Source organism: Agromyces protaetiae, assembly GCF_030866785.1.
Classification (GTDB): Bacteria; Actinomycetota; Actinomycetes; order Actinomycetales; family Microbacteriaceae; genus Agromyces; species Agromyces silvae.
This window is the reverse complement of sequence record NZ_CP133018.1, coordinates 3,524,926-3,542,847: the sequence shown is the minus strand read 5'-3', so window position 1 is coordinate 3,542,847 and position 17,922 is coordinate 3,524,926. Positions and strand designations below refer to the sequence as shown.

The window sequence follows — 17,922 nt, the reverse complement described above, 5'->3', positions numbered from 1 at the left end:
GGTGCAGCGTCAGGGTGCGCGGGAGAAGGCGGCCGCCCGCGCCACCTGCTCGCGCGTGATCGCGACCCCCGTGTAGCGCTCGAACTGCTTCGCGGCCTGCAGCGCGTGCACCTCGGCTCCCGTGATGACGGTCTTGCCCGCCTCGCGCGCAGCGCGGATCAACGGGGTCTCGGCGGGGAACGCCACGACGTCGAACACGGCCTGCGCGGCGTCGACGTGCGCACGCGAGAACGAGAGCGCGTCGGCGTCGGCACCGGCCATGCCGAGCGGCGTCACGTTCACGATGAGGTCGGCGGTGCCCGGCTCGGGGTCGGTCGGGACCCACTCGTACCCGTATTGCCCCGCGATCGCGGGCCCGAGCTCGGTGTTGCGGGCGAGCACCGTGACGTGGTCGAACCCCGCGCCGCGGAACGCCGCGACGGTCGCCTTCGCCATGCCGCCCGAGCCGCGCACGAGCACCCGCTGCGCGGGGTCGAGCCGATGCTCGTCGATAAGCAGCGCGATGGCCTCGTAGTCGGTGTTCGATGCGGTCAGCACGCCGCCGTCGTTCACGATCGTGTTCACCGACTCGATCGCACGAGCCGAGTCCTCGATCACGTCGACGAGCGGAATCACGGCCTCTTTGAACGGCATCGACACGGAGCATCCGCGGATGCCCAGCGCGCGCACCCCGCGGATCGCGCCCTCGATGTCGCCCGTCGTGAACGCCTTGTAGACGAAGTTCAGCCCGAGCTCGTCGTACAGGAAGTTGTGGAAGCGCGTGCCGAGGTTCGACGGACGGCCGGCGAGCGAGATGCACACCGACATGTCCTTGTTCAGGATGGGCATGCGCCCATTCTCGCCGGTCGCGCGGGCGCCGACTACGCCTTCGCGCCGCCGGGCGGCCCGATCACGAGCAGAGCCGTGAACACCGCCGCGACCCCGACGGCCGCGACCACGGTGAGCAGCACCGGCCGGGCGAGGAACCAGCGGAGCATCCGGTTCACGAGGTTGCCATCTGACGCGTGATCGGATGCCTCGTGGCGCCAGCCGCCCTCCAGGCGGCCGCGCCGGGCCAGGGCGATCTCGAACGGGATCGTCGCGTACGGCACGATCGCGGTGACCACGCCGAGCGCGATGAGCCCGACGTTCCACCGCTGGTTCACGCCCACGAGCAGCACCGTGAACGCGTACGCGAGGAAGACGAACCCGTGTATGCCGCCGCCGATCGTGACGGCGATGTCGATGCCGGCGCCGTACTTCAGGATCATGCCGGTGATGAGCAGGGTCCAGGTGATCGCCTCGGCGATCGCGAGGGTGCGGAACAGGCGCTTCGGTGACACGGATGCTCCAGACGGGGCAGACGGAAACGGGGGTGACTCCATCATGGCGGAGCGACCTGCGACGGAGCCGAGTGCCGGTGGACGGGGCGTTAGCCTTGGTCGGTGAACGAGTCCGAAACCCGAGCGATCGTCGAACCGCGCATCGCGACCATCCCCGACTTCCCGGAGCCGGGCATCGTGTTCCGCGACCTCACGCCCGTGTTCGCCGACGGGCCGGCGTTCCATGCGCTCGCCGAAGCGCTGACCGGGCCGTTCGCCGGCCGGTTCGATGTGCTCGCGGGGGTCGAGGCGCGCGGGTTCCTGCTCGCGGGCGCCGCGTCGGCGCTGTGCGGCGCCGGCGTGCTGCCCGTGCGCAAGGCCGGAAAGCTGCCCCGTGCGGTGCTGACCGAGGAGTATGCGCTCGAGTACGGCACCGCCGCCCTCGAGGTGCATCGCGACGAGCTCCCGGCCGGCACTCGCGTGCTGATCGTGGACGACGTGCTCGCGACCGGCGGCACGGTCGGCGCCGCGGCCCGGGTGATCACGCGCGCCGGATGGCGGGTTGCCGGCATCTCGGTCGCGATCGAGCTCGAGGCGCTCGGGGGCCGCGCGGCCCTCGGCGGCGAGTTGGAGACGTACAGCCTCTTCCAGTACTGACGCCGGGCGTGGAGCGCCGGTCGCTCGCTCCCGCCGTTGCCGACCGACTCTGCGCCACTTCTGCAGGTCTGCGCCACCTGTGCTGGCGCAGAGGTGCAAAAGTGGCGCGGAAGCGCGTATGAGCTGTGGAGCGACGCACGCGACGGACGCATCACGAAATGTATACTGCTATGCTATGCGACGATCATCGATGATATGTGCGAACGGTCTTCTTCCGTTGGGCAACCGCGTGGTGCTGGCCGTGGTGGGGGCGGTGGTCTGCAGTGCGGTGGTCGTGGGTGGGGTCGTGGCACCCTCTTGGGCCGAGGCGGCAGAGGGGCCGGGAGCATCTGAGCCGACGCTGCTGGGTGGCTTCTCGCTCGGTGACCAGATCGAGGCGATGGTGGATCCGAGGTCTGGGGCGTTCTCGTTCGCGCTGCCGGTCGCGGGGGTGTCGGTGGCCTGGAGTTCGAGTGCGGCGGCGGTCGACCGGTCGGGGCTGGGCGAGGGGTGGTCGATCGCGGGTGTGGCGCAGGTGGACACCGAGGGCGGGGTCCGCGTATCGCCGGCATCGGGTGGGGTGTACGCCGCGAACGGGTCGGTGCCGAGCGGGCTCGACGGGTATCTGCTCGGCGATGTCGTCTTTCGGCAGGGCGTGACCACGGTGCCGGCGAGGGCCGATGGGCTGCGGCCCGCGGTCGAGGCCGCGTTCGAGCTTGTCGAACTGGGTGGCGTGCGTACGTTCTTCAGCGCGGCCGGTGATCCGCTGGTGCGGCTGGATGCGAACGGGAACCGGTCGGAGTGGGAGTGGCAGGCCGGGCACCGGCTCGTTCGGGCCATGGACGCGAGCGGTGTGGTGACGACGCTCGACTGGTCGGATCCGGCGAAGGTGCGGGTCACGAGCGCGGTCGGGTCGTCGCGGAGCGTGTCGGGGGCGATCGAGCTGGATGGTGGCCGGCTCGCCGCGGTGACGGATGCCACGGGTGGTCGCGTGCACCTCGGCTATTCCGATGCCGGACTCGTGAACCGAATCGCGGGCGTCTCGGGGGCTGCGACCGAGGTGACCTGGCAGGGGCTTGCCGACGGCCAGGTCGTCGTGGACGGCGTGCGGGTCGTCGACGCGGAGACCGGAGACGAGCTGTCGAGTCGGCGGTGGTCCGCGCAGACCGGGTTGGCGTCGGGTTGGCCGGCGCAGGGCCTTCCCGTGGGGGCCTCCGCGGCGGACCGAGGCGGGTACGCGACCGCGCTCACCGACGGCGCGAGCACGATCGTCTCCGAGTTCGATGCGAACCATCTGCTGCTCGAGCGTGAGGTCGAGGTCACGACCAGGACCGGTTCCCTGGTCGTGCAGCGTCAGGCCTACACGTATCCCGAGGTCGACGGCGACGCGAAGCTGCCACCGCAGTACGGGCAGCCGACCGGCGTGACCCTCACCCACCTCGATGCGGCCGGCGGTATGCGCGAGGTGTCCGAGGCGTTCGAGTTCGACGCGTTCGGCCGCCTGATCGGGCAGGTGTCCCAAGACGGCACGCGCACCGACACCCGGTACGACAGCGAGGTGCCCGAGGGTGCCGAGCTGCCCATGGGGCTGCCTATCTCGCAGCGCACCACGACCCCCGACGGGCTCGTCACCGAGACCACGCACGAACTGAACCCGAACCGGACCGCGCACGTCGCGACCGAGACCGCCGCGGGAACCACACGCGACGCCGAGCTCACGCGAACCGCCCGAAAAGAGTACGACGTCGAGCCCGACGGGTTCGTCAGCCAGGAGCGGCTGTACCCCCAGGGTGGCGCGGGCGTCCCGGTCGTCACGACCCACACGACGGACACCGACCTGGTGGCCGGTACCGCGACGACGTCGACGACCGTCGCCGCCGGCACCGCCGTCGCGGCGACGAGCTCCCGAGTCGTCGATCTGCTGCTCGGCGTCTCCCTGCAGGAGAGCGGGCCCGCGGGTTCGGTCGTCTCCGCCGTCTACGACGACGCCGGCCGGCCGGTCGAGCAGATCGACGCCGGTGGCCGGGTCACGCGCATCGAGCATCGCACGCGGCAGCAGCATGGTCAGAACGCCACGATCGTCACGCGTCCCGACGAGGTCGTGACCACCACGACGACCGACGTGCTCGGCCGCGTCGTGACCGGCGTCGACCCTGAACCCCGGTACAACAAGTACCACTACGCCGACCTCAACCCGATCATGCTCGCCGACCCCACCGGCCGGTTCCCGGAGCTGCCGTTCTGGGCGAGCGCCGTGATCGCCGGCGTCGGCCTGCTCATGGCCGCCGTCGGGTTGTTCGGCACTGGGATCGGTGCGTACATGACGGCGGCCGCGACCACGGCCACGGCCTCGCCGACGATCGGCAGCATGCTCGCGCTCGGCGCGGTCGCCGCCGTCTTCACCTTCGACGCGGTCGCCGCCACATTGGACACCGTTCACGTCTTCGAGCCGGAGTTCATGGACGACGACACCGCGTTCATCCTCGGTGCCGCGAGTGCCGCACTCGGTGGCGTCACCATGTTCGTCAGCGCCGCCACCCGCGCGATCGGCCGGATCGACATCAACAAGGTGATGGCGCTCGGGACGAGCGAAAGATCTGCCGAGTCCATCGTCCGGGTCGAGCGTCGCCTGGTGGATCGCATCGCTCGGCATTACCGGAAGCTGGGGGTCGAACTCGACGAGTCGAGGCTCCGAAGCACGCTGAACAAGTGGGCGGTCGGAGAATCCACGGCCGGCAATCGGGCATGGGACGCCAAGTCGCATTACCTCACATTGAAGGACTTCGAACTCGGGCTCGACAGGACGTACCACGCGGGAACCATCCGGTTCGCCGTCGACTCGATGACGCCGGTCAACTGGATCGCGCCCTCGATCGGACGGAAGCTGACTGCGATGAAGAACGCCTGGGCGTTCCGGAACGTCTGGCCGGAAATGGACTTGACGGGCGAACTCGTGGTGGCGCGGAGCAACCTCGGACGAGAGCTGGAATCCGTGGTCGACGTGAACACGGGGATGCATGTCTATCCGCTCGGCTACCGCAAGGCCGCGCTCAGGTGGGATGACGGCAGCTACGCGGGGGGCAGCTTCCGCGATGACAACTTCTTCGGCTCCGTGGGTGAGTCGAACGTCAATGGCATGTGGCACCACGAAGTCAAGTGAGCGACCCCTGACGGCGCATCGACAGTCCTCGACGATCCCATCAGTCTCTGTGAACGGGTTTCACGACTGACGTGCCTCATCCGACGCGTCGGAGGTGCGCCGGCCCAGGAGGGCGGCCGACGCGAGGCACGCGCCGCCGAGCAATGCCAACGCGCCGCCAACGAGACCACCCGAGATCGGGTCGACGCCGGTCTGCGCGATCTTCGCCGGGAGCCCAATCGGCGGAGGTGCCACAGTCTTCGAGGTGACCGGCGTCGCCGCCGTGGCGCATCGCCCTCCGGCCACCTCGGCGTCGACGTCGGCGGAATGCGCCCAGCCCGCCGCCGGGGCATATGCGTCGCCGACGCCGCCCGGCTGAGCGGCCACTGCCTCGGCCGCGTACGCGACGCACGCACGGTTCACGAGGTCAGGGAACGGCTCCGCCGGGTCAGGGCGCTCGAGCAGGCCGACCGCGACGGCGAACGTCACGGTGGCGCGCTGACCCGGCTCGAACGGCCCGACGTGCTGCGCGCGCAGCTCACCGGGCGCCCCGGTGTCTATCGTCCACTGCGCCGCCGCAGCCGGATCGGGCAGCGTCGTGACCCTGATCGTTTCGGGGGCGACCGTGACGCCGTGCGGCAGGAGATCGATGACGTCGATCTCGTAGGCGGGCTCGGCGCCGGCGTTCTCCACGGTCACCTCGTAGCTGATCGTGTCGGCCGGACGTGCACCGGAGGTGACCGGTTCGCCGCGCCCGGCGCCGGGTTCGGCGGACTTGCTGATGCGGACGTCGACGTCGGGAGTCCGGTGCACGGTGCTGCAGGCCGGGGCGTCGGCACTGAGCGCGCTCGACGGGATCGCGGTGCCGTCGAGGTCGGGCCCGCCCGGGCTCCAGCAGTACCCGCCCTGGCCGGGCTCGACGCGGCTCGCGAGTTCGGCGCTCCATTCGCCGCGGTCCACGATCACGCTGAACGAGGCCGTGGAGTAGCCCGAGGCCGGCGGCAACTCGGGAAGGTGCCAGATCAGCCGGTCGCCGTCGCGTTCCAACCCCTCGGGGAGCGGCTCCTCGAGCGTGGCGTGCTCGAGCACCGCGCTGAGGTCGTCGATCGCGGTCGCGCCGACGACCGGCGAGTTCGAGAACCGGTTCCAGGCGTGCAGTCGATATCGGATCATCGCGCCGGGCTGCACGGTCGCCTCGCTCTCGGGCTCCGCGGTGGCCCAGATCACGTACGCGGGGACCGGGTGCCGGGTGGTGCACGGGTCTCCGCCTGGAGTCGGTGCGCAGTTCGTGCGGACCGTGTTCGTGAGCACCGTACCGGGTGGCACGTCGGCCCTGACGAGGACGCGGTAGGTGTAGCTCACCACCTCGCCGGGGCCCAACTCGTCGATGCCGACGACGAGCCGGCCGTCGGAGTTCTCGTCCCAGCTGAAGCGTGTCGGCCACGCGCCCACGAAGCCGTCGAACGTGACGAACGGCGCGAGCCGGGAGAGGTCGTCGACGACCTCGAGGTCGGTGCCGGAGGGGCCGCCGTCGTGCCGGATGCTCAACGTGTACAGAATCTCGTCACCGGGCGCGACCGGGGCTCCGCTCGGCGGGAATGCCTGCGTGCTCGTCGACCAGGCGGGCTGCGCCGTCGCGACCGCTGCGGCGGGGGTGTCGTCACTCACGCCGAGTGCCGGCGAGGCCGCGGCGCCGAGCACGACCGCGCCGAGGAGCGCGCCGACCAGCGAGCTCTGCGCGCGGAGGCGGCCGCGGCGATCGTTGCGCCGGTCACCGGTCTGAGAAGTTCGACGCATGCGCGATCCCGATCTGTTCGTCTGGCGTGGAAGATGAGCCATCGCGGACGCCGTCTGTGACGGACTGTCGAGGCAGCACCACGATAGGGAGTGGAATAGTAGAATGCAACCACGTGCGCAACGCAACCGGCGCCGCTCGCGGAGCATTCGTCAGTTGTTTTGAGTGATTCAAGACAACTGATACGGTCGATGACATGACCACGGATGCCACGGCCGAGCTCGAGGCGCACGGCACCGCCGAGCGCCTCCGCGCGGCCGGGCTCAAGGTCACCGCGCAGCGGGTCGCCGTGTTCGAGGCGCTCTCGGGCCACGGCGAGCACCTCGACGCCGAAGCGGTCTTCGAGCGAGTCCGCACCTGTCTGCCGACCACCTCGCTGCAGGCCGTCTACGGCGTGCTCGGCGCGCTCTCGACCGCGGGGCTGCTTCGCAAGATCGAGCCCGCCGGATCCCCCGCGCTCTACGAGAGCCGCATCGGCGACAACCACCACCACCTTGCGTGCACGGGCTGCCACCGGGTCGTCGACGTCGAGTGCGTCGTCGGCGAGGCGCCGTGCCTCACCCCGTCGAACGCCGACGGCTTCCAGATCCACACCGCCGAGGTCACCTTCTGGGGCCTCTGCGATGCGTGTCAGCGGACGACCGCGAGCGAGCCGCAAGGCTAGCCCGAGGCATCCGCTCACCGCGCCCGACCAGGGCGCTGTTCGTCGCGCCCGGAAGCGGGCGCGCCACCCCTCGAAACACACGGAAAGGACGACATGTCGAACCCCACGACCCCGCCCACCACCACCCAGACCGGCACCCCGGTCGCGAGCGACGCGCATTCGCTCACGTCGGGCGTCGACGGCGCCACGGCGCTGCACGACCGCTACCTCGTCGAGAAGCTCGCGCAGTTCAATCGTGAGCGCATCCCGGAGCGCATCGTGCATGCGAAGGGCGGTGGCGCGTTCGGCCGGTTCGAGGTGACGCACGACGTGTCGGCGTACACGCGCGCCGCGGTGTTCCAGCAGGGCGCCGAGTCCGAGACGCTGCTGCGCTTCTCGTCGGTCGCGGGTGAACAGGGCTCGCCCGACACCTGGCGTGATGTGCGCGGCTTCTCGCTGAAGTTCTACACGACCGAGGGCAACTACGACATCGTGGGCAACAACACCCCGGTGTTCTTCATCCGCGACGGCATCAAGTTCCCCGACTTCATCCACTCGCAGAAGCGTCTGCCGGGCTCGGGGCTGCGCGACGCCGACATGCAATGGGACTTCTGGACGCTCTCGCCCGAGTCGGCGCACCAGGTGACCTACCTGATGGGCGACCGCGGCCTGCCCAAGTCGTGGCGTGAGATGCAGGGCTACGGCTCGCACACCTACCAGTGGATCAACGCCGCCGGCGAGCGGTTCTGGGTGAAGTACCACTTCAAGAGCCGGCAGGGCGATCTGCACCTCGACGCCGAGACGGCCGAGGCCATCGCGGGCGCCGACGCCGATTTCTACCGGCGCGACCTGTACGAGGCGATCGAGCGCGGAGACTTCCCCAAGTGGGACCTGTTCGTGCAGGTCATGCCCTACGAGGACGCGAAGACGTACCGGTTCAACCCGTTCGACCTCACCAAGGTGTGGCCGCACGGCGACTACCCGCTGATCCCGGTCGGCACGCTCACGCTCGACCGCAACCCGCAGAACTTCTTCGCGGAGATCGAGCAGGCCGCGTTCTCGCCCGCGAACACCGTGCCCGGCATCGGCATCAGCCCCGACAAGATGCTCATGGCGCGCGTGTTCAGCTACCCCGACGCGCAGCGCTACCGCGTCGGCACGAACTACAACCAGCTGCCCGTGAACGCGCCGCACGCGGCGCCCGTGCACAACTACTCGCAGGACGGCGCGCAGCGACACGCGTACAACCCGCCGTCGACGCCGGTCTACGCGCCGAACTCGTTCGGCGGGCCGGTCGCCGACGCGGTCGCCGCGGGTGAGGGCAGCTGGGAGTCCGACGGCGAGCTCGTGCGAAGCGCCGCGACCCTGCACGCCGAGGACTCCGACTTCGGCCAGGCCGGCACGCTCTACCGCGAGGTGTTCTCCGACGAGTCGAGGTCGCGCCTACAGGAGACACTCGCCGGTCAGGCATCGGCGATCAGCGTCGGTGCGATCCGCGAGCGCTTCTTCCAGTACTGGACGAACGTGGATGCCTCGCTGGGCGACGCACTCCGTCAGGCCTACGCGGCGGGCGTGAACGCCGACGCGCCGCAGCAGCCCGAGGCGGGTGTGCCCGCTGAGGGCGGTGCCGCGGCGTAGTCACCAACACGGAGCAGGGCCGGTCGCCATCGGGCGGCCGGCCCTGCTCGCCTGTGTGCATCTCCCGCAAACCGGGACAGATGGACTCGCAAGCTGTATAGTGATATACAGTGCGGGATGGTCTCGCATCGATCGAAAACCGAATGGAGTACATCGTGTCCCCAGACTGCCAGGCCCTCCTTCCCGGCGCCCTATACGGTGGCCTGGTCGGCCTCCTCGCCTTCCTGTTTGCCGGTTGCTCGTTCTGAGCGGCCGTACGTGAGGGGCGGGTCGCCACGGGCGACCCGCCCCTCGCATCGCTTGGCCGCAGGCGGGCACCGACGTGACGGTGAGTTCGAACGCGTCAACCTCACGGCGAGGACTTGCACGCGGTCCGCTGACCCGGTGAGTCTGGGGACATGACTCCCACCTGGCAGTCCTGGCTCACGCTCGGTCTCTCCCTGCTCGCGGTCGTCGTCGCGGTCGTGGCGGTGTCGGCCCTCGCGTCGCTCGTCGTGCGTGCGGCGGCACGCGGGCGCGAATGGGGCGGTCTCCTCGTGAGACGTCTGCGCTGGCCGTTCCGCACGGTCATCGCGGTCGCCGGGCTCTGGATCGCCGTCGCGATCTCGTTCCCGGCTGCCGAGTGGCGCCCCGGTCTGGATCACGCGTTCCTCATCGCGGTCATCGCGGTCGGCGCATGGCTCGTCTGCCAGCTGTTCCTGTTCCTCACCGACCTCGGCATGCGGCGCTACCGCATCGACGTCGCCGACAATCGCCTCGCACGGCGGGCGCGGACTCAGCTCGCGATCGTGCGCCGGCTCGTCGTCGTCATCGTGATCGTCATCGCGATCGGCGTCATCCTGTTCACGTTCGAAAGCGTGCGTGCGCTCGGCGCATCTGTGCTCGCCTCGGCCGGTATCGCGTCGATCGTCGCCGGGCTCGCAGCGCAGTCGGTGCTCGCCAACCTCTTCGCGGGCATCCAGCTGGCCTTCAGCGACGCGATCCGCGTCGACGACGTGGTCGTCGTCGAGGGCGAATGGGGGCGCATCGAGGAGATCACCCTCAACTACGTCGTGGTGGGCATCTGGGACGACCGGCGGCTCGTGCTGCCCTGCACGTACTTCACGTCGCAGCCGTTCGAGAACTGGACCCGCACCACGAGCCAGCTGCTCGGCTCGGTCGAGCTCGACCTCGACTGGCGGGTCTCGCCCGCGGCGATGCGCGACGAGCTCGACCGTGTGCTCGAGCGCACCGACCTGTGGGACGGCCGCGCCAAGGTGCTGCAAGTCACCGACGCGGTCGGTGGGCTGGTGCGGATCCGCGTGCTGGTGACCGCTGCCGACGCAGGAACGCTGTTCGATCTGCGCTGCTACGTGCGTGAAGAGCTCGTGCACTGGGTGCAGCGCATGCATCCCGAGTCGGCGCCCGCCCAGCGCGTGCTGGTGCACGAGGGCGCCGCGTCGACGGATGCTTCGAGCGGCACGAGCGGCACCACCGGACTCGAGCCGGAGGAGCGCCACACGGTGCACGACGCCGAGCCCGAACGCGCCGAACGCGAGACGGCGGCGGACACCGGCGACGGCGCGCGCTCGGGCCTGTTCACCGGCACGCCCGAGGCCGAAGCACGCGGGCGCCAGTTCACGCAGGCGATCCCGATCGTGCGGCAGCCCGACGCCGACGATGCCGACCCCGACGCCGACCCCGACGCCGGCCTCGTCGACGAGCCGACGCTCACCACCGAGGCATCCGTGCTCGGAACCGACCCCGCGGCCGACCCCGACCCGCCTCGTTGATCGCGTGACCCGCGATGAAGGAGCGCGGGTCCTCGACCGGCGCGGGTTACGCCTCGACGAGGGTGCGCGTGATGACGCTCGTGAAGAAGCCCAGGCCGTCGACGCCCGACCGCATCGCGGCCGCGGTGTCGGGGCCGAAGCCGGGCTCGACCGCGTGCTCGGGGTGCGGCATCAGGCCGACCACGTTGCCGCGCTCGTTCGAGATGCCCGCGATGCCGCGCAGCGACCCGTTCGGGTTCACGTCGACGTAGCGGAAGACCACGCGGCCCTCACCCTCGATGCGGTCGAGGGTCTCTTCGCTCGCGATGAACCCGCCCTCGCCGTTCTTCAGCGGGATCGTGATCTGCTGGCCGGCCTCGAACTCGGTGGTCCAGTCGGTGGACGCGTTCTCGACGCTCAGCACCTGGTCGCGGCAGACGAAGCCGCCGTGGTCGTTGCGGATGAGCCCGCCCTCGAGCAGGTGCGCCTCGGTCAGCATCTGGAAGCCGTTGCAGATGCCGAGCACCGGCATGCCGCGGTTCGCCGCGTCGACGACCTCGGCCATGATCGGGCTGAGCGAGGCGATCGCGCCGCAGCGCAGGTAGTCGCCGTAGCTGAACCCGCCGGGCAAAATGAGCGCGTCGACGCCCTCGAGGTCGTGCGAGCCGTGCCAGAGCGCGACGGGCTCGCCGCCCGCCAGCCGGACCGCGCGCTGCGCGTCGCGGTCGTCGAGCGAGCCGGGGAAGGTGATGACGCCGATGCGCACAGCGGGCCTCAGTGGGTCTCGCCGGCGGGCGCGCCGAAGCCGTCGTCGGTCACGGATGCCGCGTCGGAGGCCTCTGCGGCGAGCTCGGCGTTCGAGACCTCGTAGTGGATGCCCACGACGTCTTCGATGACCGAGTTGGAGAGGATCTCTTCCGCGATCTCGCGGACGTTCGCCTTGAGGGCGTCGTCGACGGGGCCGTCGACGGTGAGCTCGAACCGCTTGCCGATGCGGACGCCGGCGAAGCCGGAGTGGCCGGTGCGTGCGAGTGCGCCGGCGAGCGCCTTGCCTTGCGGGTCGAGCAGTTCGGCCTTGGGCATCACGTCGACGACGATGGTGGGCACCGAGATTCTCCATCCGATGGCGAGAGTGGGATGCCTCGATTCTATCCGCTGCCCGCGCGCACATCCGCCGGGCGGTCCGCGTATTTCTCGGGATGCGCATGGGCACCCGACCGGACGATGCACTGGTCCGCCGGCCCGGAACGGCAGTATACTGAGCCGGGCTGCTGCGAAGGGGGCAGGCGATGGCTCCGCGTTCACCCTGGCCGGCGCTGTGGGCGCTCGTCGTCGGGTTCTTCATGATCCTCGTCGATTCGACGATCGTGGCGATCGCCAACCCCGCCATGATGCAGGCCCTGCACACCAATCTGACGGCGGTGCTCTGGGTGACCAGCGCCTACCTGCTCGCGTACGCGGTGCCGATGCTCATCACCGGCCGGCTGGGTGACCGTTACGGGCCGAAGCGGGTCTACCTGGCCGGTCTGGTCGTGTTCACGGCCGCGTCGGCGTGGTGCGGGCTCTCCGACGACGTCGGCGTGCTCATCGGCGCGCGTGCCGTGCAGGGGCTCGGCGCCGCACTCATGACCCCGCAGACCCTGGCCGTGATCACACGCACGTTCCCGGCTGAGCGCCGCGGCCCGGCACTCGGCATGTGGGCGGGTGCCGCGGGCTTGGCGACGCTCATCGGCCCGATTCTCGCCGCTGCCCCTGGCCTTCACCCTGCAGGTCGCGCGCGGGCTCAGCCCGACGCAGTCGGCGCTGGTCCTCGCACCGTCCGCGATGGCGACCGCGCTCATGGCGCCGCTCGTCGGGCGGCTGGTCGACCGGGTCGATCCGCGCGTGGTGGTTCCGGCGGGCTTCGCCCTCGCCGCGGCCTCGCTGTGCTGGATGTCCGCGCTCCTGACGCCCGGCACGCCGACCTGGTGGCTGCTCGCGCCCGCCGCGCTCCTCGGGCTCGGCATGTCGGGTGTCTGGGCGCCGCTCGCGGCGACCGCGACGCGCACGCTCGACCCCGAGGTCGCCGGTGCGGCGTCGGGCTTCTTCAACACGACCCGGCAGATCGGCGCGGTGCTCGGCAGCGCCGCGATCGCAGCGCTCATGAACGCCCGGCTCGCGGCCGAACTGCCCGGCTTCGATCCCTCTGCCGCGGAGCACGTGCCCGGCGGCACGCTGCCTGCCGGCGCGCAGAGCGGATTCGACGCCGCGATGGCGCAGGCGCTCTGGCTTCCGATCGCGGCCTACGCGATCGGCGCTGTGGTCTCGGCCTGGTTCGTACGACCGGCCGCGGAGCGGCGGCTCGCCGCCCCGCGGCGCGAACTCAGCGCTTGAAGATCCTCCGCACGATCGCGATGAGCACGATCCCGGCGACCGCGCCCACGGCGACGACGGCGCCCGGGTTCTCGCGGTACTTGCGCTTCACGTAGCCGACGCCGTCGTTCGCGAGCTCCCGACCGCGGTCGACCGCGTGCTGCGCCTGCTCCTGCACCGACTCGAACGCGTCCGAGTCCTGCACCTGGTCGGTCGCGGCCTTCACGCTCGCGGCGACCTTCTGCGCGGCGTCGGCGGCGACCTGTTTGGCGGTGTCGACCGCCTCCGCGGCGGCCTGCTTCGCGGCCGCGATCTGATCGGCGGCGTCGCCGCTCGCGTCCTTGACGGCGTCGGCGGCCGAGGCCGCGGCGTCTGCCGCGGCGGTCTTGGTCTCGGCGAGCTGCTCGCCGAGGTCGCCGGCTGCGTCGTTCACGGTCTCGGCGGCAGCCCTGACGGCGTCGGCCCCACGCGCCGCGGCGTCCGCAGCGGTCGATCTCATGTCGGCGGCCGTGTCGTCCGCCGCGCTCTTGGCGGCTTCGGCCGCCCGGCGTGCCGCCTCGGTGGCCTCGTTCGACTGGTCTTCGCGATCCGTCATGATGCCCTCCTCGATGTCGGGTCGCGGCTGTCGCCGCGCCCCTCGATCCGCCCATGCTAAGCCGGAATGCCGCGCGCGGATCCGGCCTTGTGCGCCGATCGGAACGACGCTAGGCGGGCTACCCCAGCCCGGCCCGTTCGGCGAGCACCTCGCGCAGCACCGCGCGCGTGGCATCCAGACCGCGGTGCACCTCCTCGAAGCTCGTCGACAGCGGCGAGAGCCCGATGCGCAGGCCGCCCGGATCGCGGTAGTCGGGGATGACATCGCGCTGCCAGAGCCGCGCCGTGACCTCGCGCATCGCATCGTGGTGGAGCGTGACGTGTCCGCCACGTTCCGCGGGATCGGCCGGCGAGGCGAGCGTCACGCCGAGCGGCGCGAGCCAGGCCTCGGCGAGCTCGATCGCGTACGAGGTGAGCCCGACCGACTTCGTGCGGATCGCGGCGATGCCCGCGTCCTCGATCATCGTCAGGGTCTCGTCCATGGGCAGCATCGCCAGGATCGGGGAGGTGCCAGAGAGGAATCCGCGGATCCCGGGAGCCTGCGCGTAGCGCGGTCCCATCTGGAACTGGTCCACGGCGCCGAACCAGCCCTGGATCGGCTGCGACAGGGCGCGGTGCAGGTCTTCCCGCACATAGGCGAAGGCCGGCGAGCCGGGCCCGCCGTTCAGGTACTTGTACGTGCAGCCGACCGCGAGGTCGAACTCCCACTCGTCGGCCCGCACCGGCACGGAGCCGGCCGAGTGGCAGAGATCCCAGAGCACGAGCGCTCCCGCATCGTGGGCGATGCGGGTGAGCTCGCGTGCATCGGCGAGGTAGGCGGAGCGGTAGGCGACGTGCGAGAGCACGACGAGCGCGGTCTCGGGGCCGACCGCCTCGGCGAGCTGTTCCGACGTCACGCCCGAGTCGGTGTCCACATCGATCCAGCGGAGCCGCAGGTCGCGTTCCCGCGCAATGCCCTCGAGCACGTACCGGTCGGTCGGGAAGTTGTCGGAGTCGACGACGATCTCGCGCCGCGCGGGATCGCGGGCGACCTGTGCGTCGACGGCGGCGCGGGCGAGCTTGTAGAGCAGCACGGTCGTCGAGTCGCCGATGACCGTCTGCCCGGCCTTGGCCGCGAGCACCGCCCGGCCGATCTTGTCGCCGAGCTCGACGGGCAGCGACAGCCACGACTCATCCCAACCCCGGATCAGCCGCCCGCCCCACTCGTCCGCCATGAAGTGCTGCATCCGCTCGATGGCGGCGACCGGCGGCCGGCCGAGCGAGTTGCCGTCGAAGTAGACCAGGTCGCTCGACGCGCCATGGAATCGCGAGCGGTAGTGCGCCAGCCCGTCGGCCCGGTCCATGCGGCGGGCGTAGGCGAGCAGCGGGTCGAGGCTCATCGGTCGATCATCTCAAGATCCTCGACGGGAAGCACCCGAGCGCCGGCCAGCCAGGTGCCGAGGTGGTCGAGACGGGCGGGCGGCGGGCCGGGCACGAACGTCGCGAGACCGTCCATCGACCAAGCGGATGCCTCGTGGTGGGGCCAAGGGTCGGTGAGCGCCGCGACGACCACGGGGGCCGAGAGGCCGGCGCCCGCCAGCGCGGAGACCTCGCGCGCGTTCACGCCGATGGGCAGCACGCCGTTGCCGAGGTCGGTGCCGTAGAGCACGCGTCCGCCCGCTCGGGCGAACCGTGAGAGGTTCGAGCGCGCCCGCGCGGCGTCGGTGGTCGCCGCGCCGTGCCCGTGGATGTCGAGTGTGGAGATCCAGGCCTGGCCCGCGCGCGCAGCGCGCGCCACGAGCACGGGCGGCAGCTCGTCGGTCCACGGCGTGTGCACGAGCACGTCGACGCCGGCGTCGATCGCGAGCTCGGCCATGCCGGGGCCCTCGGCGTGCACGGCGACGGGGCGCCCGCGGGCGCGCGCGGCGCGCAGCACGGCATCGAGGGTGGCCGGGTCGAAGACGGGTCCCGCGGTGCTGTTCAGGACGACTTTGATGACGGATGCCCCGAATCGCACCTGCTCGTCGACCGCCGTCTCGGCGGCGTCGTAGAGACTGCCGCGTCCGTTCGCGGGCGCAGCGACGACGCTGCGCACCTCGCGCAGGGCGCCCGCGGGAAGCCAGGACCGGCCCGCCGGATATCCGCCCGGCGCGGTCAGGAACTGCCCGGCGAACTGCACATGCGGAAGCGGATCCCGCGCGGCGAACCGCGCCACGACCGACGGGTTCGCGCCGAGGTCGACGACCGCGGCGATGCCGCCCGCTGCGAGGTGGTCGGGCTCGAACAGCTCGAGGTGCACGTGGTGGTCGATGAACGGCGGCAGCATGGTGCCCGTCTCACCCGGGTGCCCGCCGCTCAGCGAACGCCGTGCGGGCTGTGCGTGCGGCCCGAGGTCGAGCACCTCGAGCGCGCCCGGGGCGGCGTCAGCCGGAGGCATCCGTCACCCGCCGATCTCGGTGCGGACCGCGTAGAGCTCGGGGAAGAAGGTGAGCTCGAGCGCGCGGGCGAGGAAGGCCGAGCCGCTCGAACCACCCGTGCCGGGCTTCGAGCCGATGATGCGTTCGACGGTCTTGAGGTGCCGGAACCGCCAGAGCTGGAAGTTGTCTTCCAGATCCACGAGCTCTTCGCACGTCTCGTACGCCGCCCAGTTGCCGCGCGCGTCGGCATAGATCGCCTGGAAGACGGGCACCAGGTCGGGTTGGAAGGTCCACGCCTGGGTCACATCGCGCTCGAGGACGGCGGGCGGCACCGGATGCCCCGCTCGCGCGAGCAGTCGCAGGACCTCGTCGTACAGACTCGGCGCCTCGAGGGCTCGCGTGAGCACGGCGGTGGCCGTGGCATCCGCCTCGAACGTGCGCAGCATGCCCGCATGCTTGTTGCCGAGCACGAACTCGACCGCGCGGTACTGATACGACTGGAAGCCGCTCGCCTGACCGAGGATGCCGCGGAACTCGGCGTACTCGGTGGGTGTGAGCGTCGCGAGCACCGACCACTGCTCGGTGAGCGTCTTCTGGATGTGCTTCACCCGGGCGATGCACTTGAGTGCGGGCGCGAGCTCATCGGCGCGGAGCAGCTCGCACGCGGTCTCGAGCTCGTGCAGGACCAGCTTCAGCCAGAGCTCGGTCGTCTGGTGCTGGACGATGAACAGCAGCTCGTCGTGGTGCTCGGGCCGCGAGAGCGGGCGCTGCGCCGACAGCAGCGTCGGCAGGTCGAGGTACCCGGCGTAGCTCATGCGATCCGCGAAATCGGTCACGACCGTGGATTCGATGTCGCGGGTGTTGGCGGTCACGCCGTCGGGGTCGGCCACGTTCGTCAGCCTAGCCGCCGGGGCTCGTGATCGTCCTGGGGTCGCGCGGTCTCGGCCGGGTGCAGCGGGAAGCCGTGCGTGATGACGCGGGTCCAGTGCTCGGTCGGCTCGGTGATGCCGAGCGTCGCGATGAGCTGGCAGAGTTGGGTGAACGCCAGGAAGCGCTGGACGCTCGCGTCCGGCGCCCCGCTGCGTGAGAACACGAACTCGGTCACGCTCGCGTAGCCGCGACGCAGTGCCGAGCCGATCTCCGGTACATCCGCGGCGGACTGCGCGTGCGTCTGCAGGCAGAGCAGGTCGGGCGAGCTGAGCAGGTGGGCGTAGGCGCGGCGCATCGCCGCGATGATCGCATCGGGGGAGTGGTCGGCGGCCCGCCGCGCGCCCGCGCCGAGGATGTCGAGGATGCGTCCGAAGCTCGCGTCGACGGCTGCGGCGAAGAGGGTTTCCTTCCGGGGGAAGAGCTTGAGCACGTACGCCGGCGAGATGCCGGCGATGCTCGCGACGTCGGCGACCGTGGCGCGGATGCCGGTGCGGGCGAACGCCTCGATCGCGGCCTCCACGACGATGGGACGTCGAGCATCGGAAGTGGAGAGCGGTCTCACCATGTGAGTGACTGTACACTCACTCATTCGGCTGAGGAAGGCCTGTGACGTCGCACAACGTCATCGTGTCGTCATTTCGGCGGACAACCGCGCGGAAATGCGGAGGAATTCCGCACTTTGGTGCAGATGCATGAATAGCGCCGTGGATATTCGGTAACCGCAATCCTGAGAATCGGAAAACACTC

General features: G+C 70.8%; 15 protein-coding genes and 1 pseudogene. 6 read left to right on the top strand and 10 right to left on the bottom strand.

All coding sequences use genetic code 11. From position 1 onward, the window contains the following. Positions 1-9 precede the first annotated feature (9 nt). Positions 10-828: a shikimate 5-dehydrogenase gene (locus QU602_RS16195; RefSeq protein WP_308797487.1), complete on the bottom strand. Its 819-nt coding sequence runs from the start codon at positions 826-828 to the stop codon at positions 10-12. A 32-nt stretch (positions 829-860) separates the two neighbouring features. After that, complete coding sequence (locus tag QU602_RS16190) at positions 861-1,322, bottom strand: DUF3817 domain-containing protein (protein ID WP_308797486.1); 462 nt, start codon at positions 1,320-1,322, stop codon at positions 861-863. Positions 1,323-1,424: 102 nt separating this feature from the next. Between QU602_RS16190 and QU602_RS16185 the strand changes: the two genes are divergently transcribed. Both QU602_RS16185 and QU602_RS16180 read left to right on the top strand, forming a co-directional pair. Further along, a complete protein-coding gene (locus QU602_RS16185) occupies positions 1,425-1,958 on the top strand; it encodes an adenine phosphoribosyltransferase (protein ID WP_308797485.1) in 534 nt (177 codons plus the stop codon). Positions 1,959-2,175: 217 nt separating this feature from the next. Further along, the gene (locus tag QU602_RS16180) at positions 2,176-5,097 is read left to right on the top strand and encodes a hypothetical protein (protein ID WP_308797484.1); all 2,922 of its coding nucleotides are present in this window, start codon (positions 2,176-2,178) and stop codon (positions 5,095-5,097) included. A gap of 60 nt (positions 5,098-5,157) precedes the next feature. On the opposite strand, the gene QU602_RS16175 is transcribed toward QU602_RS16180, so the two are convergent. Further along, positions 5,158-6,873: a COG1361 family protein gene (locus QU602_RS16175; RefSeq protein ID WP_308797483.1), complete on the bottom strand. Its 1,716-nt coding sequence runs from the start codon at positions 6,871-6,873 to the stop codon at positions 5,158-5,160. Positions 6,874-7,067: 194 nt separating this feature from the next. On the opposite strand from QU602_RS16175, the gene QU602_RS16170 reads away from it, so the two are divergent. From QU602_RS16170 to QU602_RS16160, 3 genes are all read left to right on the top strand, one after another. Beyond that, the gene (locus QU602_RS16170) at positions 7,068-7,535 is read left to right on the top strand and encodes a Fur family transcriptional regulator (protein ID WP_308797482.1); all 468 of its coding nucleotides are present in this window, start codon (positions 7,068-7,070) and stop codon (positions 7,533-7,535) included. 93 nt (positions 7,536-7,628) lie between these two features. Further along, entirely contained in the window at positions 7,629-9,152 is a 1,524-nt protein-coding gene (locus QU602_RS16165; RefSeq protein ID WP_308797481.1) for a catalase, read from the top strand. A gap of 398 nt (positions 9,153-9,550) precedes the next feature. Continuing rightward, positions 9,551-10,924, top strand: coding sequence for a mechanosensitive ion channel family protein (locus QU602_RS16160; RefSeq protein WP_308797480.1), 1,374 nt, complete (start codon positions 9,551-9,553; stop codon positions 10,922-10,924). A gap of 46 nt (positions 10,925-10,970) precedes the next feature. On the opposite strand, the gene purQ is transcribed toward QU602_RS16160, so the two are convergent. Both purQ and purS read right to left on the bottom strand, forming a co-directional pair. Next, positions 10,971-11,669, bottom strand: coding sequence for a phosphoribosylformylglycinamidine synthase subunit PurQ (gene purQ, locus QU602_RS16155; RefSeq protein WP_308797479.1), 699 nt, complete (start codon positions 11,667-11,669; stop codon positions 10,971-10,973). Positions 11,670-11,677: 8 nt separating this feature from the next. Beyond that, the gene (purS, locus tag QU602_RS16150; RefSeq protein ID WP_308797478.1) at positions 11,678-12,010 is read right to left on the bottom strand and encodes a phosphoribosylformylglycinamidine synthase subunit PurS; all 333 of its coding nucleotides are present in this window, start codon (positions 12,008-12,010) and stop codon (positions 11,678-11,680) included. 182 nt (positions 12,011-12,192) lie between these two features. Here purS and QU602_RS19155 point away from each other — a divergent pair. Beyond that, a pseudogene (locus QU602_RS19155) lies at positions 12,193-13,144 on the top strand (MFS transporter); the annotation flags it as partial. A gap of 121 nt (positions 13,145-13,265) precedes the next feature. Here QU602_RS19155 and QU602_RS16135 read toward each other — a convergent pair. The 5 genes from QU602_RS16135 to QU602_RS16115 form a co-directional block, all read right to left on the bottom strand. Continuing rightward, positions 13,266-13,850: a hypothetical protein gene (locus tag QU602_RS16135; RefSeq protein WP_308797476.1), complete on the bottom strand. Its 585-nt coding sequence runs from the start codon at positions 13,848-13,850 to the stop codon at positions 13,266-13,268. A 118-nt stretch (positions 13,851-13,968) separates the two neighbouring features. Further along, positions 13,969-15,228: a kynureninase gene (locus QU602_RS16130; RefSeq protein ID WP_308797475.1), complete on the bottom strand. Its 1,260-nt coding sequence runs from the start codon at positions 15,226-15,228 to the stop codon at positions 13,969-13,971. Then, complete coding sequence (locus QU602_RS16125; protein WP_308797474.1) at positions 15,225-16,265, bottom strand: amidohydrolase family protein; 1,041 nt, start codon at positions 16,263-16,265, stop codon at positions 15,225-15,227. Before QU602_RS16125 ends, QU602_RS16130 begins: the two co-directional genes overlap by 4 nt. A gap of 3 nt (positions 16,266-16,268) precedes the next feature. After that, the gene (locus tag QU602_RS16120; protein ID WP_373692949.1) at positions 16,269-17,060 is read right to left on the bottom strand and encodes a tryptophan 2,3-dioxygenase; all 792 of its coding nucleotides are present in this window, start codon (positions 17,058-17,060) and stop codon (positions 16,269-16,271) included. Between the two features lie 80 nt (positions 17,061-17,140). Beyond that, positions 17,141-17,740 carry a TetR/AcrR family transcriptional regulator gene (locus tag QU602_RS16115; RefSeq protein WP_308797472.1) on the bottom strand — a complete coding sequence of 200 codons (600 nt, stop codon included), beginning with the start codon at positions 17,738-17,740 and terminating at the stop codon, positions 17,141-17,143. Between the last annotated feature and the right edge of the window lie 182 nt (positions 17,741-17,922).

Coding starts and splice junctions, on each gene's coding strand:
- QU602_RS16115 (WP_308797472.1), bottom strand. CDS start 17,740: ATGGTGAGACCGCTCTCCACTTCCGATGCTCGACGTCCCATCGTCGTG.
- QU602_RS16160 (WP_308797480.1), top strand. CDS start 9,551: ATGACTCCCACCTGGCAGTCCTGGCTCACGCTCGGTCTCTCCCTGCTC.
- QU602_RS16130 (WP_308797475.1), bottom strand. CDS start 15,228: ATGAGCCTCGACCCGCTGCTCGCCTACGCCCGCCGCATGGACCGGGCC.
- QU602_RS16125 (WP_308797474.1), bottom strand. CDS start 16,265: ATGCCTCCGGCTGACGCCGCCCCGGGCGCGCTCGAGGTGCTCGACCTC.
- QU602_RS16120 (WP_373692949.1), bottom strand. CDS start 17,060: ATGAGCTACGCCGGGTACCTCGACCTGCCGACGCTGCTGTCGGCGCAG.
- QU602_RS16170 (WP_308797482.1), top strand. CDS start 7,068: ATGACCACGGATGCCACGGCCGAGCTCGAGGCGCACGGCACCGCCGAG.
- QU602_RS16195 (WP_308797487.1), bottom strand. CDS start 828: ATGCCCATCCTGAACAAGGACATGTCGGTGTGCATCTCGCTCGCCGGC.
- QU602_RS16135 (WP_308797476.1), bottom strand. CDS start 13,850: ATGACGGATCGCGAAGACCAGTCGAACGAGGCCACCGAGGCGGCACGC.
- QU602_RS16165 (WP_308797481.1), top strand. CDS start 7,629: ATGTCGAACCCCACGACCCCGCCCACCACCACCCAGACCGGCACCCCG.
- QU602_RS16175 (WP_308797483.1), bottom strand. CDS start 6,873: ATGCGTCGAACTTCTCAGACCGGTGACCGGCGCAACGATCGCCGCGGC.